This is a genomic window from Chitinophaga sp. RAB17, assembly GCF_052114225.1.
Lineage (GTDB): Bacteria > Bacteroidota > Bacteroidia > Chitinophagales > Chitinophagaceae > Chitinophaga.
Map to the genome: position 1 here is coordinate 195,558 of NZ_JBFREI010000002.1, position 15,687 is coordinate 211,244.

A 15,687-nucleotide genomic window follows, 5' to 3' on the forward strand; every position below is an offset into this window, starting at 1 on the left:
GCTAAAAAATGTTCCTATGAAAAGGATTTTTATAGTCGCAATAATTTTATGGAGCAGTTTGTTGCCCAGGATATCTGTTGCCCAGGTTGATCCACACTTCTCCCAGTACTATGCTTACCCGTTGTGGCTAAACCCTGCTCTGACGGGAATTATAGATGGGGACTACAGAATTAGCGGTGATTATCGTAATCAGTGGGCTAATTATGGGAAACCCTTTTCTACGGCAGGAGTTTCTATCGATGCCGCTACCAACAAAAATATTGGTGTGGGCCTTAATGTAATGAATATGTCTGCAGGTGATGCAGGCTATAATTATTTTAATGCCATGGCCAGTGTTTCCTATAGTGGTGTGAAATTCGGCCGTACCAAAACCAGCCAGCTGGTGTTTGGTATCAATGCCGGTTTAATCAACAGAAGATTAGATCCCGCCAAATTCCAGACAGGTAGCCAGTATCAGCCGGTAACAGGTTTTGATCCAAGCATATTCAACGGTGAAAATGTAAATAATACTACCTCAAATCAGTTTGATGCCGGCGCCGGCGTGGTGTATTTTGACGGTAATCCGAATCATATGTTCAATCCATTTGCCGGATTTGCCGCTGCACACCTTACGCAACCTAAAGATCCCTTCTCCGCCGATGGTACTGAAAGAAAGTTGCCGGTACGTTACCTGGTGCATGGAGGTACAAAAATCAAACTGAACGAGGCATTAAGCCTTACTCCTACAGGGCTCTATATGAGACAAGGTAATGCAGAAGAGATTGTGGCAGGTGTATACGCTCAACTAATGGTAAACCCCGAATTCGACTTCCTGGTGGGAGGTAACTATCGCTTCAATGACGCGGTAATACCATTTGCCGGATTCCACTTCAAGAGCTTTACATTGGGCTTGAGCTATGATGCCAATACTTCTAACATGCGCCGCCTGGTAAATGGCAGCCAGAGCTTTGAAGTGTCTCTTTCTTTTATCAGCCGCAAAAGAAGAGTGTTGAACGAAGAATACTTTATTTGTCCCAGGTTATAATCTGCAAGCAACCGGATCAGAATGGAGGAAAAAACTTATACAGAAAAAAGAAATGGAACCCTCATGAAAAAAATTACACTCTGTTGGCTGGTGGTTTTTTTAGGAATAATAGACGCGACACAGGCGCAATATGTTTATGATTTTAAACATACTGCTGATGTCTTTTACAATTCAAGAGATTATTATTCCGCGGCGCAGTATTATAATAAAGCGCTTGGTACTTTCAAGATCAAACCAGAACAGGTATTGCCCTATACCATTGCAGGTTCCGCACCCCCAAGCGGTAAAGTGAAAGATTACCAACAGGTGGTAGCCAGGTTGGCAGAATCTTACCGGCTTTTCTATGATTATGGCAATGCTGAAACGTGGTACTCACAGCTGGTAGGATTTAATAATCCTGCATATCCCCAGGCCCGCTACTGGTACGCGGTGTGTTTACGCTTTAATGGAAAGTATCAGCAGGCACTGGATGAATTTACTAAGTTCAAACAAAGCTATACTGCTGCCGACGAACTGTCTACAAGAACACCCCTTGAAATTGCCTGCTGCCAGTTTGCGCTGTCAGAAGCCAATAAAGAGCCAAGATTTACCATCGTAAAAACTTCAGGTAATGTGAACGAAGGTGGCGCTAACTACGCCCCGGTAATACTGGACGGAAGCACTTTAATGTATACCTCTTCCCGTTCCGATAATCCACCTTTGCCCGCCCCAACCGCCAAACAGGCGGCAGCCAATAAGAAACTGCCTAAAGGGACCCCCTATGTAAATGCACTTTATACCGCCACCGGTAGCGGCAATAATTTTGATAACAGCCAGAAGGTAAAAATTCCTACTGCCAAAGGCTATGATCAGGGTGTGTCTGCATTAACACCAGATGGCAATTCCCTGTATCTTACCCGTTGGTTGATGAAAGATGGCGTAAAACAATCTGCCATTTATATCAGTACCCGGCAGAACGGTGTATGGTCCGAACCTAAAATCTTGGGCGATAATGTAAATGTAGCGGGATACAATTCTATGCAACCTTACATCACAGCCGATGGAAAATACTTACTCTTTTCTTCCAACAGGCCAGGGGGGATGGGTAAAAATGATTTGTGGTATTGTATTATGACTAACGGAACTCCCGGTGGTGCACGTAATATGGGCACTGCAATAAATACCAAAGATGAAGAACAGGGGCCCTTTTATGATGCCGAGAAAAATCTCCTGGTATTCAGTACAGATGGCCGTGTAGGCCTCGGTGGACTCGACTTCTTCCAGAGTGAAGGCGATTTTGGTACCTGGTCTGTCCCTGTTAATATGGGCAAACCGTTGAACTCCCCTAAAGATGATATCTATTACACGGCACTAGATAACACCCATCCTTTTGCCGCCGGATTCATCAGTTCCGACAGGGAATCTATTTGCTGTCTCGAAGTATTTGGTATTAATCGTATCCGGAAAATAGCCAGCGGATTGATTGTGGATTGCGATACACATCTGCCATTGCAAGGAGCTACTGTTACCTTATTGGATACAGTGAGAAGAAAAACAATCAAGAAGATGACACTGGATGCTACTGGCCGGTATACCTTCGAAGTTGATCCGCAACGCTACTATAAAGTAATAGCGGAGAAAGAAAATTATTTCACCAAAGCACTCTATTTCAATACAGACGAACTGCAAAGAGTGGATTCTATGGATAATCCAACCCTCTGCCTCAAGCATTATGAAATTGAGAAACCAATCGTACTTAATAATATCTACTATGATTTCAACAAGGCTACACTTCGTAATGAATCGAAAGTGGTATTAGATACTGTAGTAGATATGTTGAACGATAATCCGAAACTGACCATTGAAATGAGTGCACACACAGATAGTGTTGGCTCTGTAAAGTATAATGAGAAGTTGTCTCAGGCACGTGCACAGTCTTGTGTTGATTACCTGATCAGTAAAGGTATTTCACCGGAACGACTTATCGCAAAAGGCTATGGCAAGTCAAGACCAATTGCGCCAAACTCATTGCCTAATCATAAAGATAATCCTGAAGGTCGTCAGCTTAACCGTAGAACAGAGTTCAAGGTGTTAAAAAGACAAATACAGGTAAAAGAAGAAGATAGTAGTAGTCAATAATATTTTTTTTAAGCGCGGCTATAGGCCGATTGCTTCCATATCCTACATTTACCATTTCAAAGCCGGCTATTTAGCCGGCTTTTTATTTATAGTAAGGTATCCTTCTTAAATATATGAATGCGCAAAAGCATATCCTTTTGAAGGGATATGCCTGCAATAGTTTTAATGTAAATTCTTCGGAGAATTAGTTGCTTTTGCCAAAGAGACCGATAGCCAGCGTATCTGCGCCTTTCAACACTTTGATGTGAGAAGCGATAGCCAGTGCGTTGTCGTATTTGAAAGCAGTGTCTTTCTGAATGCCACCTGGTTTGTTAACTTTAATTGTTTTCACTTTAGTGAAAAGGTCTACTTTCAGCGCAGCACCAGTTCCCTGGAAAGCACCGTTGTACAGGGTGTCAGTAACCGGAGCGGTAGTTGTACCTGCAATCAGATAAATTTTGTGCGCTGCGTCTTTTGTATTTTTTGTCAGGTTCAATACTACATTTACAGAGCTATCAGTATTTTCTGTAAGTGTGATATTACCAACTTTTGTATCCTTATCAGCGCCAGTTCCTTTCAGGTCAAATGATTTGGTACGTGCAGGTGGTGGAGTTGGTGTATCGTTATCATCATTTTTGCAGGATGTGAAAGATATACCCAATACAGTAGCGAGCGCTACTCCGGTCCGGAGCGCGTGTTTGTTGAACATAAGCATGATTTCAGTTTTATAAAAGTTTTAAGATTGCGATTCTGAAACAGTTGAATTACAACTGTCACTAACCTTGCGATTTTAAGATTGTGATTTATTTTTTTCTATATAGGTTTTCAGCGCTTACTAGTAGATGTTAAACGAGGCTTGAAATAAAAAGTTACAGCTATAAGTAGGAATTTTTTTAAATATTTATTTTTGCCGCATGTAATGCTTATTGGTAAAGAGTTGCAGCGGTATAAAATATTTTTTCGAACAACATGGTGAGTATAACTAAGTGTTTAACCATTCATTTTTAACCAGCATCTTTTTATAAAGATGTTTTTTGATGATTCAAAAATTAAATTACATTTGTAAGGCATCGCGATTAGATGCGCCAACTGATAGTAATATGAAAATGTAATCAGACTACGGTATTTCCGTTTGTCGCCCTCCCACTCTTATTTTTTTGTTTGCAGTGCCCTCAACCGCACTGTTTCTCCTTTTATTTTTCAAAGTATTTGTATGCATATTTTAACGAAGATGCTATCGCGCATAGCTCGTTTCTTTCAATTATTTAAGATAGCCGTTGCCGGTAGTGAAAAAGAATTTACAACAGGTAGTATTAATCGTGCCATTTTTTTGCTTTCTATTCCAATGATCCTGGAAATGGCCATGGAATCACTTTTTGCAGTGGTGGACATTTATTTCGTGAGTCATCTCGGCGTGAATGCAATTACTACAGTAGGGTTAACCGAATCAGTACTCACGCTGGTATATACTGGCGCAATGGGCTTGAGTATGGCGGCTACTGCCATGATCGCAAGAAGAACAGGTGAAAAAGATCCGGATGGAGCGGCACATGCAGCGATGCAGTCACTATATCCCGGATTGATTATTTCATTGGTGGTAAGTGTTGTAGGATTATTTTTTTCGAAAGATATATTACTATTAATGGGTGCCGCCAAAGAAGTGGCAGATTACGGTTATGTATATACGAAAATTGTACTTGGTGGTAATGTGGTGGTTATTTTATTATTCCTGGTCAATGGCGTTTTTCGTGGTGCCGGAGACGCTGCATTGGCCATGCGCACATTATGGATTGCCAATGGTCTGAATATTATACTATGTCCGGTATTGATTTCCGGTTGGGGCCCTATTCCTGCAATGGGTTTAAAAGGAGCAGCCATTGCTACTTTTATTGGCAGGGGGATGGGCGTAAGCTACCAGTTGTATCATTTAATAAAGGGAAGGGACTTAATACGTATTACAAAGAAGCACCTGGTGCCTGTTTGGAGTTTGATTGGTGCAATTCTGAAAATAGCCATGGGGGCAACTGCGCAAATGTTGATTGCTTCCGCCAGCTGGATTTTCCTGGTGCGTATTATTTCTCATTTTGGCAAAGATGCGGTAGCCGGATATACTATTGCTATCCGGGTAATCATCTTCACCATATTACCTGCCTGGGGAATGGCCAATGCAGCAGCAGCCCTGGTAGGACAAAACCTGGGCGCGCAGCAGCCAGAACGCGCCGCCACGTCCGCCTGGCGGGCAGCTTTCTTTAATATGGTGTTTCTGGGCATAGTGGCTATTATTTTCATGATAGGAGCACCGGCTATTATTCGCTTCTTTACAGATGATCCTATTGTGCTTGGCTATGCGGTGCAATGCATCCGGCTAATGAGTGGTGGCTATATCTTTTATGCCTTTGGTATGGTACTGACCCAGTCCTTCAATGGAGCAGGTGATACCCGCACGCCGATGCTGATTAATTTATTTGCTATGTGGATGTTTCAGATGCCGTTGGCCTATACGTTGTCTGTTTGGTGGAAGATGGGCCCTGTTGGGGTATTCTGGGCAATTGCGATCTCTGAGTCGGCAGCCGCTATCGCTGCTATACTGCTGTTTCGCCGCGGTACCTGGAAACAGGTGAAGATTTAGCTTCCCGCTTTCTGTATAAGTAGTTACCTTTGCCTGGTTTTGTATTGAATTTTAAAGTAATAAAAATTAACTAAAATAGCATGTCACTCACTGTTGTAGGTACTATGGCGTTCGATGAAATCGAAACCCCCTTTGGCAAATCAGGTAAAATCATTGGTGGTTCGGCCACTTACATTGCATGGGCAGCATCAAACTTTGTTCAGCCAATTAACCAGGTATCGGTAATAGGCGAAGATTTCCCTCAGGCAGAACTGGATGCACTGACAGCAAAAGGTGTAGCGCTTGACGGTGTAGAGCATAAGCCGGGGGAGAAATCCTTCTATTGGTCAGGCAGGTATCACATGGATATGAATACCCGCGATTCATTGGCCACAGAGCTGAATGTACTGGCTGATTTTAAACCCGTGATTCCTGAAAGCTACCAGGGAAGCGAATTCCTGATCCTTGGTAACCTTACACCACAGGTACAGATGAGTGTACTGGATCAGTTTAAGGTGCGTCCTAAACTGATAGTAATGGATACTATGAACTTCTGGATGGAAGTAGCACTGGATGATCTGTTGAAAGTATTGAAAAGAGTAGATGTGCTGATGGTGAATGATGGTGAGGCCCGTCAGTTGAGCGGTGAGTTCTCCCTGGTAAAGGCAGCCCGTAAGATCCTGTCTATGGGACCACGGTACCTGATCATCAAGAAAGGTGAACACGGTGCATTGTTATTCCATGAAAATCATGTGTTCTTTGCGCCTGCTATGCCACTGGATGATGTATATGATCCAACCGGCGCGGGTGATACATTCGCAGGTGGTTTCATCGGACACCTGGCAAAGACAAAGGACATTTCTTTCGAAAATATGAAAACCGCGATCATTGTGGGTTCTGCTATGGCTTCTTTCTGCGTGGAAAAATTCGGTACAGAACGTATCCGTGAAATCACACATGAAGACATTACTACCCGTCTGGAACAATTTGTACAGCTGGTGAACTTCGATATAGATCTGGTGTAGATAGCCATTAGCCATTAGCTTTTAGCAAAAATGCAGCGGGGAACATAACATGTTCCCCGCTGCATTTTTGCTAAAAGCTAAAAGCTAATGGCTAACAGCTGTTTATTTATATATTCCGTTCAGTACGGCTGCCAGTCTCAGTCCTCCTTTCAGCAGTTGCTGGTTCAGATCTTTCACAAATACATAATTATAGCGATAGCTGAGCTTTGCATCCGGCTTGGTGTAGGCATATACCTTGTCGGACAGCAGATGTGAGTCGAACATCCAGTCGGCAATAGAACCGCTCTGTATGGTCTTTATTTCAGCTGCAGAAGCGATGTTAAGCGCTTTGGTATACTCTGTATAGCTCAGCTGCTGGAAATCGATCAGGTGTTCGTCCCATACACGATGCAGGTTAGAGGGCTTGTCGAACCACATTACATTGATCTTGTTGCCGCCCATATCTTCGTCACGGCCCACATGCAGTGGCTGATGCATATCTCCCATCATATGTACCAGGAAAGTCAGCGCAAACAGCTTTTTCTCCTGAGATAGCTCACGATTCTTCAGGTCTTTGATCATCGCCTGTGTTTCGGTATACAGGTTTTCGCCGGTAGCCGCATTCAATAACTGATCAAATTTTGCACGGTCAATATCCGCGGGAAAGTCCAGGTAATGCCAGGAGTTGGTATGGTCATACTGGTGGGTAGTATCTGATTTGATAAAATCCGGCCAGTTGGCAATCATGGCCATACTTTGACCTCCCAATATCTTATCGATCGCTTTGCGGGCTTTTGGAGTAAGGTGAAGCCAGGCAATTTCAGCAACAATGCGGTGACCGTTAGGTCCCCAGGCAAAAGAGGCAAGGGGTAGCAGGAAGGCCACTATCAAGCCCATTAAAATTTTTTTTCTCATAAGTCAGTCCTTGGTATGAGCCGCTAAATTAAAGCATCTTTTTTAACACTTCCACTTCCTTATTCTTTAGTATTTTTACAGATACTGCTCAAATACAATTTCAATATGCCTTTTAGTATACGTGCACCATATTCTCCTGCTGGTGATCAGCCGGAAGCCATCAAACAATTAACCCAGGGACTCAATGAAGGAGAACCATTTCAGACCCTGTTGGGGGTGACAGGGTCAGGAAAAACATACACTGTAGCCAATGTAATACAGGAGGTACAGCGGCCTACCCTGGTGCTGACACATAACAAAACCCTGGTAGCGCAGCTTTATGGTGAGTTTAAACAGTTTTTCCCAGACAATGCTGTAGAATATTATGTATCCTATTACGATTATTATCAGCCAGAGGCCTATATGCCTGTAAGTGATACTTATATAGAAAAGGACCTGGCTATTAACGAGGAATTGGATAAGCTCCGGTTGAGAACTTCTGCCAGCCTGCTGTCTGGTCGAAGAGATATTATCGTGGTGGCCAGCGTGTCCTGTATCTATGGTATCGGTAACCCTACAGATTATGAAAATGGGATTATCCGTATAACGAAAGGACAGACACTGAGTCGTAATACCTTACTGCATGGACTGGTAAACTCCCTGTATAGCCGCACCACTGGCGATTTTAACAGGGGCAATTTCCGGGTAAAAGGGGACACAGTAGATATTAACCTGTCTTATGTGGATTATGGATATCGGATTACTTTTTTTGGAGATGAGATAGAAGAGATAGAAACCATTGATGTGCAAAACAGTAAGCGTATTACCGTAGTGGAAAATGCGGCCATTTTCCCGGCTAATATGTATCTGGCACCCAAGGATATGATGCAACAGATCATCTATGAAATACAGGATGAACTGAAAGCCCAGGTAGATTATTTCAAAGCCAATGGCAAACTGATCGAAGCACAGCGTTTATCCGAAAGGGTGAATTATGATGTGGAAATGATTCGTGAACTGGGTTATTGCAGTGGTATTGAAAATTACTCCAGGTTCCTGGATCGCCGTAAGCCCGGTGCGAGGCCCTTCTGCCTGTTGGATTATTTCCCGGAAGATTTCCTGCTGGTAATTGATGAGAGCCATGTAACTATTCCGCAGATAGGCGCCATGTATGGTGGTGACCGTTCCCGTAAACTGAACCTGGTGGAATTTGGCTTTAGGTTGCCATCTGCTATGGATAACCGCCCGCTGAATTTCTACGAGTTTGAGAATATGGTGAACCAGGCCATTTTTGTGAGTGCTACCCCCGGGGATTATGAACTGAAGAAAACGGAAGGCGTGGTAGTGGAACAGGTGGTACGTCCTACCGGCCTGCTGGAACCTCCTATAGAAGTAAGGCCCAGTGTTAACCAGGTGGATGACCTACTGGAGGAAATAGATAAACGCGTACAGAAAGGCGATCGGGTGTTGGTGACTACGCTGACCAAGCGCATGGCTGAGGAAATGGATAAGTACCTGGGACGTATTAATATTAAGTCACGCTACATCCACTCTGAAGTAGATACGCTGGAGCGTATAGAAATCTTAAGGGATCTGCGGTTGGGTAATATAGATGTATTGGTAGGAGTGAATCTGCTGAGAGAGGGACTTGATTTGCCGGAGGTATCGTTGGTGGCCATTCTGGATGCTGATAAGGAAGGGTTCCTGAGAGATGAGCGGTCGCTGACGCAAACGGCTGGTCGTGCGGCGCGTAACGTAGATGGATTGGTCATCTTTTATGCAGATAAGATAACCGAGAGCATGCAGCGTACCATTGATGAAACAGATCGACGCCGGGAAAAGCAGGTGGCCTTTAATATTGCACATAATATTACACCGAAGACAGTACGTAAAAGCAAAGAACAAATCTTGGGGCAAACATCTGTATTGGAAATCAAGCACTTCGATGAAAATTCGCCTATGGCAGTACATGATGAGGTACAACTGGTAGCAGAGGATGCTATGGCATACGCCAAAACTTCCGCTGCGGCCGTTAAAACCATTCCGCAGATGGAAAAATCTATCGCCAAAGTGAAGAAGGATATGGAAAAAGCAGCCCGGGATCTTGATTTTATGGAAGCAGCCCGTTTAAGGGATCAAATGTTTGCGATGGAGCGGGAATTATTAGAAATGAAGCAATAAATGGCTTTGCTTATTTATAACATTATATGTAATTATTTATAATGTATTTGTAAGATTTCCTGCTTCAAATTGATAAATATATAATTTGTAAAATATTATTTGCCAGGTGATTACAGCATATGTTTCCTCGTTACAGTAAGGCGTGCACCTGGCAAATTTGAAAAATGTTAACCTTTCCTTAATGTTCAATATATTTAATTGATAAACAACTAGTTAAGTGTAAATTAAGCGCCGTTATAAAAGCGTATATTCAGAAAAATAATAATTAACATTATTATTATTTATAATATCATTGACTTAATCCTAAATTTCACACCTCTTATTCAAATATTTCTATTTTTATCGCCTTCTATTTGATGTTTTAAATTTCAGACCTACTTTTATTTAAGAAATTTAAAAATCAAACGCTATGAAGAAAATATCATTTCAGGACTATCTCCCCTTCATTTTCCTTTCGATCATTGCGATTATTGGAATTTTTATCCCTTCCCTCCCGAGTTTTGCTGATGGCGGCAAATATAATTCTGCTGACATTGCCTGGATTCTGGTAGCCTCTTCGCTGGTATTTTTAATGACTCCTGGCTTGTCCTTCTTTTATGGAGGCATGGTAAATAAGAAGAATGTTATTTCTACCATGATGCAAAGCTTCATTGCCACCGGAATTATCAGCATTGTATGGTTAGTTGTTGGATTTAGCCTGGCGTTTGGTAAATCTGTTAACGGCATCATTGGTGATCCCCGCACATTCTTTATGTTTCAGAATGTAGGATCTGGTGCTCCATGGAGCCTGGCGCCTACTATTCCGCTGTTATTGTTTGCGCTCTTCCAGATGAAGTTTGCCATCATCACACCTGCCCTGGTAGTAGGTGCTGTAGCAGGAAGAATACGTTTTACTTCTTATGTATTATTCATGGTGTTATTCAGCGTATTGATATATGCACCTATTGCACACTGGACATGGCATCCCGATGGTATCCTGTTTAAATTAGGCGTACTGGATTTTGCTGGTGGTACAGTGGTACATATTTCTGCTGGTTGCGCGGCATTAGCCGGTGCACTGGTACTGAAAAGAAGGAAGGATCACGTGGAAAAGAAAGAATTACAACCTGCAAATATTCCTTTCGTATTACTGGGTACCGGTTTACTGTGGTTCGGCTGGTTTGGTTTCAACGCAGGTTCTGCTTTGAGCGCTAACGCCCTCGCTGCTACTGCTTTTGCAACTACTAATACAGCTACTGCTGCTGCTGGTTTATCATGGGTGTTTTTTGATGTGATCCGTGGTAGAAAACCATCAGCACTCGGCTTCTGCATCGGTGCAGTGGTTGGTCTGGTAGCCATTACACCTGCAGCTGGTTTCGTTGCTATCCCACAAAGTATATTTATCGGATTTATTGCTGCTATCGTTTCTAACGTAGCTGTACACTGGAAATCAAAAACCAGCATTGATGATACACTGGATGTATTCCCTTGCCATGGTTTAGGTGGTATGGTGGGTATGTTGCTCACAGGTATCTTCGCTACCAAAACTATCAACGCTGGTGGCAACGATGGTTGGCTCTATGGCAACTTCGAGCTGTTTAAAAATCAGGTGCTCGGTCTGTTACTGGTAGTAGGCTATAGCTTCACTGTATCATATGGTATCTTCAAACTGATCAACCTGATTCACCCGCTGCGTGTAACTGAAGAAGAAGAAGAATTGGGCCTGGATGTATCACAGCACAATGAAAATTATCATCCTTCTCTGATCAGCATATCCGACAACGGTTCTCTGAAAGAAGAAGATGAACTGGTACACTCTTGAAATAATATGTCGTATACCGGCATAACAATAGAGTGGCAGTTCAAAGAATACGATCTTTATCAACTTTATTAAACATATACTTTATGTTGTAAGAACCTGGAATGGATAATTGGTAGTTAAATCGCTGTAAATAAGTGAAACTCGCACCAATCATTAGCTACTGATTATCCATTCCTTCTATTCTGATTGTAGCATCATCAGAAAGCACGCGAGAATACACCCCCGAAACAATCCGCAAGAAAAGGCCGCATCAATACTTACCATTTTATCAACCAAATTTATAAGTATGAAAAGAATGTTAACGACCTTATTTGTCATGGGCAGCAGCCTCGTTGCCATGTCACAATCCACGACGGATACTACAGTAGCTCCGGCTTTTAAATTGTCCGGATCCGCTGATGTATATTATAAGTACAATCTGAATGGCAACTACACCGATAATAAAACCAGTTTTACCAATTCACATAATTCTTTCGAATTAGGTATGGTATCTCTGAAAGTGGAACATGGGTTTAAAAAAGGAAGTATCGTTGCTGATCTCGGATTTGGTAAAAGAGCCGGAGAATTTTCCTATAATGATGTACCTGGTTCATCAAATGGTTTGTCTATGGCCATCAAGCAACTGTATGTTTCTTACCAGTTAACAGAAAAAGTGAAAGTGAGTCTCGGTAGTTTTGCTACACACATCGGTTATGAATTGGTAGATGCCTATGCCAATAGAAACTATAGCATGAGCTATATGTTTAGTTACGGTCCTTTTTTCAATACAGGTGTTAAGGCAGACATTGCCATCACCTCCTCTTTAAGCGCCATGGTAGGGGTGTTTAATCCTACCGATTTAAAATCAGTATCCCTTAACAGCCATAAATATATTGGTGCTCAGCTGGGCTTCGCTCCTGCCGAAACACCCATTAAATTATACCTGAACTACCTCGAAGGAAAAGATACTTTCGGTGTTCAAAACCACCAGGTAGACCTGGTAGCAACTTATCAGATTAATAAAGTGCTGGGTCTTGGTTATAACGCTACCTACAGCACTTACTCAGATACACGCGCACCTAAGGATACCCGTGAAAATGCCAAATGGTGGGGTAATGCGCTCTACGTAAATCTCGACTTTACCGATAAATTCGGATTAACAGTACGTGGTGAATACTTCAGTGATAAAGATGGTCTGAAAGTATTTGGTGCGATACCCGATGGAGGTAATGTAGTTGCCGGTACGCTTACTTTTAATTATAAGGTAGGAAACCTAACTATTATGCCAGAGTTCAGATTAGATAAAGCATCTGCTGATATATTCAGTAAGTCGGATGGTAAACCTTATGATATGACATCCAATGTACTTTTAGCCGCCACCTATCATTTCTGATTTTTTTTAAAAAGATGTAGTGTTTAGGGATTTAAGGATTTGCTTGCTGCAGGTGGTCTGCGGCAAGCAAATCCTTAAATCCCTAAATGATTTGTATTATATTGCTGTCAAAAAGAAATAATGTTGCAGCCGTCCACGTTAAAATTTCTGAAGTCTCTCAGGCTGAATAATAATAAAGTCTGGTTTGACGAACACAGAACCGAATATCAAACCGCAAAAGCTGATTTTGAAAGTATGGTACAGCAGCTCATTGATGGGCTGGCCAGGCAGGATGCCTCTCTGCAGGGTTTACAGGTAAAAGATTGTGTTTTTCGTATTTATAAGGATGTCCGGTTTTCCAAAGATAAGACGCCTTACAAAACAAATCTGGGTGCCTCTTTTCAGATAGGGGGCAAAAAATCAACCCTTGCAGGTTACTATTTTCAACTGGAACCAGGAGGAAATAGCTTTGCCGGTGGCGGTATTTGGATGCCAGCCGCTCCCGATTTGAAAAAGATACGTCAGGAAATTGACTATAACTTCAAAGAGTTTGAACAACTCATTTCCAATAAAGAATTTATTAAGCATTTCGGGAAGGTAGAAGGAGATGCGTTAAAAACAGCTCCACAGGGGTATCAACCGGACAACCCGGCTATCGCTTATTTAAAGCTGAAAAGTGTGATTGTATCACATCCCTTTTCGGATGAAGCATGCACACAACCCACTATTGTAAAGGAAATTTTGAAAACATTTGCGCTGATGCAACCACTGTTGCAGTTCATTAACCGCGCCATGGATTGATAATAAGTAGTTTATTAGTTTATCAGATAAATAATTTGCTTTATCAGTTGCCGGTTACTAACATATAGATAGCTGTTGCGAACAACATTAAAAAGCAAAGCCGCCAACAATGCCCAGCACCCAAACCAGTAAATAGGCAAATGATTCTCTGTCTTCTCCTGGCAACCTCATGTAAACTAATGATCTGATAAACTAATAAATAACTCTCCGGTTTAACCCGGAATTAATTTTTGTGAATGAGGAATTCGAACGGACGAGCTTTGCGATTCTTTAAAAGGTTTTCTTTGTCCGTACGCGCGTGGGCAAAACGTTGATTGTAAACATTAGCCACCTCAATAATAGGTATAATTCCATCTAACGTATCCTGCTGATCAACGATGTTCATGATCCGGGATACCTGTGAAGAGAAATTGGTGCTCCACTCTTCGGTGAACTTGTGCATTAACAGAAGCTCGCGATTGGTGTTGGTTTTCATAGGACTTAAGGGTGTTTTCTGATTAGAAAATAACGAAAAATACCGGCATCTCTAAAATTGGACTACTCTTCTTTTTCAAAGAGTTTTAGTTGGCATAGGATTATTACTACCAAAATTGGATTTTATCCGCCACAAATCAATACTACTTCCGTGTAATTTTTAAGGTTTTTGTGTTATCGTTTTATGAATCACGTAAAAAAGAGCAAGCGGTAACACGCTTGCTCTTAATGAGTTATAGATATATTTTCGTATAGTCATATACGGGAGCTGCATTTAAGGGTACAATAGGCCCTTAATTACATAGCACAACAGTATGATTACAGCCAGTTCTTACCACTGAGGTATTCTGCAATCTGTACGGCGTTGGTAGCAGCACCTTTACGAAGGTTGTCTGCAACTATCCACATATTCACTGTTTTAGGCTGTGTTTCATCCCGGCGGATACGACCCACAAACACTTCGTCCTTGTCGTGTGCATCTTTAGGCATCGGGTATTGTGCCCTGGAAGGATCGTCTACAACTATTACTCCTGGCGTATTTTCGAGGATAGCACGCAGTTCAGCCGCTTCATACTCATTTTCAAACTCAATGTTCACCGACTCACTATGACCACCCATTACCGGAATACGTACAGTCGTGGCCGTTACCAGGATGCTGTCATCTCCCATAATTTTCTTGGTCTCATTTACCATCTTCATCTCTTCTTTCGTATAGCCGTTCTCGAGAAATACGTCTATCTGCGGAATAACATTTAGATCTATCTGGTAAGGATAAGCCATTTCACCGGTAATGCCTTGTCTTTCATTCATTAACTGGGTTACCGCTTTAACACCGGTGCCAGTTACTGACTGATAAGTAGATACTACTACCCTTTTAATTTTATATTTTTCGTGCAATGGTTTCAGAACCAGCACCATTTGAATGGTAGAACAGTTAGGATTGGCAATGATTTTATCTTCCCGGGTAATAGCGTCACCATTTACCTCAGGTACTACCAGCTTTTTGGTAGGATCCATTCTCCAGGCACTGGAGTTGTCGATAACAGTAATGCCTGCTGCTGCAAATTTAGGTGCCCACTCCAGAGAAGTGCCACCGCCGGCAGAAAAGATAGCCACATTAGGCTGCATCGAAATAGCCGTTTCAGCATTCACCACCTTCCAGGTCTTGCCCTTAAATGTTACTTCCTTACCAACAGACTTCTCAGAAGCCACGGGAATCAATTCAGTAACGGGAAAATTTCTTTCCGTTAACACCTGTAACATTTTTGAGCCTACCAGTCCGGTCGCTCCTACTACGGCAACTTTCATTTTGTTTTACATTTTAAATTTTGGAAGCCCAAAATTAATGTATAGCCCGCGCTTTTCATAGCACTAAGATTTTTTTTTACTGTTTGCATGGCATTAACAGTGCATAACATTCTGAATGCTAAGTTTGAACGCCATAAAACCCAG

The 15,687-nt window shown here is 42.2% G+C and carries 12 protein-coding genes; 8 read left to right on the forward strand and 4 right to left on the reverse strand.

What is annotated here, in order from left to right; translation table 11 throughout:
• The first annotated feature begins 16 nt into the window (after positions 1–16).
• Both AB4Z08_RS06740 and AB4Z08_RS06745 read left to right on the forward strand, forming a co-directional pair.
• Entirely contained in the window at positions 17–1,024 is a 1,008-nt protein-coding gene (locus AB4Z08_RS06740; protein WP_441572965.1) for a PorP/SprF family type IX secretion system membrane protein, read from the forward strand.
• 63 nt (positions 1,025–1,087) lie between these two features.
• Positions 1,088–3,142 carry an OmpA family protein gene (locus AB4Z08_RS06745; protein WP_441572966.1) on the forward strand — a complete coding sequence of 685 codons (2,055 nt, stop codon included), beginning with the start codon at positions 1,088–1,090 and terminating at the stop codon, positions 3,140–3,142.
• A 184-nt stretch (positions 3,143–3,326) separates the two neighbouring features.
• On the opposite strand, the gene AB4Z08_RS06750 is transcribed toward AB4Z08_RS06745, so the two are convergent.
• On the reverse strand, positions 3,327–3,830 hold the full coding sequence (locus tag AB4Z08_RS06750) for a hypothetical protein (RefSeq protein ID WP_441572967.1): 504 nt from the start codon (positions 3,828–3,830) through the stop codon (positions 3,327–3,329).
• A gap of 504 nt (positions 3,831–4,334) precedes the next feature.
• Here AB4Z08_RS06750 and AB4Z08_RS06755 point away from each other — a divergent pair.
• A complete protein-coding gene (locus AB4Z08_RS06755) occupies positions 4,335–5,750 on the forward strand; it encodes an MATE family efflux transporter (RefSeq protein ID WP_441572968.1) in 1,416 nt (471 codons plus the stop codon).
• A gap of 80 nt (positions 5,751–5,830) precedes the next feature.
• Positions 5,831–6,754 (forward strand): PfkB family carbohydrate kinase, encoded by a 924-nt coding sequence (locus tag AB4Z08_RS06760; protein ID WP_441572969.1) that lies wholly within the window; start codon positions 5,831–5,833, stop codon positions 6,752–6,754.
• 102 nt (positions 6,755–6,856) lie between these two features.
• On the opposite strand, the gene AB4Z08_RS06765 is transcribed toward AB4Z08_RS06760, so the two are convergent.
• Positions 6,857–7,648 (reverse strand): S1/P1 nuclease, encoded by a 792-nt coding sequence (locus AB4Z08_RS06765; protein WP_441572970.1) that lies wholly within the window; start codon positions 7,646–7,648, stop codon positions 6,857–6,859.
• A gap of 105 nt (positions 7,649–7,753) precedes the next feature.
• Between AB4Z08_RS06765 and uvrB the strand changes: the two genes are divergently transcribed.
• The 4 genes from uvrB to AB4Z08_RS06785 all read left to right on the forward strand — a co-directional run bounded on the left by uvrB (position 7,754) and on the right by AB4Z08_RS06785 (position 13,761).
• Positions 7,754–9,808 (forward strand): excinuclease ABC subunit UvrB, encoded by a 2,055-nt coding sequence (gene uvrB, locus AB4Z08_RS06770; RefSeq protein ID WP_441572971.1) that lies wholly within the window; start codon positions 7,754–7,756, stop codon positions 9,806–9,808.
• A 409-nt stretch (positions 9,809–10,217) separates the two neighbouring features.
• Positions 10,218–11,609, forward strand: coding sequence for an ammonium transporter (locus tag AB4Z08_RS06775; RefSeq protein ID WP_441572972.1), 1,392 nt, complete (start codon positions 10,218–10,220; stop codon positions 11,607–11,609).
• 286 nt (positions 11,610–11,895) lie between these two features.
• Positions 11,896–12,981: a porin gene (locus AB4Z08_RS06780; RefSeq protein ID WP_441572973.1), complete on the forward strand. Its 1,086-nt coding sequence runs from the start codon at positions 11,896–11,898 to the stop codon at positions 12,979–12,981.
• Positions 12,982–13,101: 120 nt separating this feature from the next.
• A complete protein-coding gene (locus AB4Z08_RS06785; protein ID WP_441572974.1) occupies positions 13,102–13,761 on the forward strand; it encodes a DUF2461 domain-containing protein in 660 nt (219 codons plus the stop codon).
• A 223-nt stretch (positions 13,762–13,984) separates the two neighbouring features.
• Here AB4Z08_RS06785 and AB4Z08_RS06790 read toward each other — a convergent pair whose 3' ends face one another.
• Both AB4Z08_RS06790 and AB4Z08_RS06795 read right to left on the reverse strand, forming a co-directional pair.
• Complete coding sequence (locus tag AB4Z08_RS06790; RefSeq protein WP_079471700.1) at positions 13,985–14,236, reverse strand: hypothetical protein; 252 nt, start codon at positions 14,234–14,236, stop codon at positions 13,985–13,987.
• A gap of 317 nt (positions 14,237–14,553) precedes the next feature.
• Positions 14,554–15,543 (reverse strand): aspartate-semialdehyde dehydrogenase, encoded by a 990-nt coding sequence (locus tag AB4Z08_RS06795; protein WP_441572975.1) that lies wholly within the window; start codon positions 15,541–15,543, stop codon positions 14,554–14,556.
• Positions 15,544–15,687: the final 144 nt, after the last annotated feature.

What these genes read in the sequence shown, in the direction of transcription:
- AB4Z08_RS06740 (WP_441572965.1), top strand. Translation starts at nt 17, where the DNA reads ATGAAAAGGATTTTTATAGTCGCAATAATTTTATGGAGCAGTTTGTTG.
- AB4Z08_RS06745 (WP_441572966.1), top strand. Translation starts at nt 1,088, where the DNA reads ATGAAAAAAATTACACTCTGTTGGCTGGTGGTTTTTTTAGGAATAATA.
- AB4Z08_RS06750 (WP_441572967.1), bottom strand. Translation starts at nt 3,830, where the DNA reads ATGTTCAACAAACACGCGCTCCGGACCGGAGTAGCGCTCGCTACTGTA.
- AB4Z08_RS06755 (WP_441572968.1), top strand. Translation starts at nt 4,335, where the DNA reads ATGCATATTTTAACGAAGATGCTATCGCGCATAGCTCGTTTCTTTCAA.
- AB4Z08_RS06760 (WP_441572969.1), top strand. Translation starts at nt 5,831, where the DNA reads ATGTCACTCACTGTTGTAGGTACTATGGCGTTCGATGAAATCGAAACC.
- AB4Z08_RS06765 (WP_441572970.1), bottom strand. Translation starts at nt 7,648, where the DNA reads ATGAGAAAAAAAATTTTAATGGGCTTGATAGTGGCCTTCCTGCTACCC.
- uvrB (WP_441572971.1), top strand. Translation starts at nt 7,754, where the DNA reads ATGCCTTTTAGTATACGTGCACCATATTCTCCTGCTGGTGATCAGCCG.
- AB4Z08_RS06775 (WP_441572972.1), top strand. Translation starts at nt 10,218, where the DNA reads ATGAAGAAAATATCATTTCAGGACTATCTCCCCTTCATTTTCCTTTCG.
- AB4Z08_RS06780 (WP_441572973.1), top strand. Translation starts at nt 11,896, where the DNA reads ATGAAAAGAATGTTAACGACCTTATTTGTCATGGGCAGCAGCCTCGTT.
- AB4Z08_RS06785 (WP_441572974.1), top strand. Translation starts at nt 13,102, where the DNA reads ATGTTGCAGCCGTCCACGTTAAAATTTCTGAAGTCTCTCAGGCTGAAT.
- AB4Z08_RS06790 (WP_079471700.1), bottom strand. Translation starts at nt 14,236, where the DNA reads ATGAAAACCAACACCAATCGCGAGCTTCTGTTAATGCACAAGTTCACC.
- AB4Z08_RS06795 (WP_441572975.1), bottom strand. Translation starts at nt 15,543, where the DNA reads ATGAAAGTTGCCGTAGTAGGAGCGACCGGACTGGTAGGCTCAAAAATG.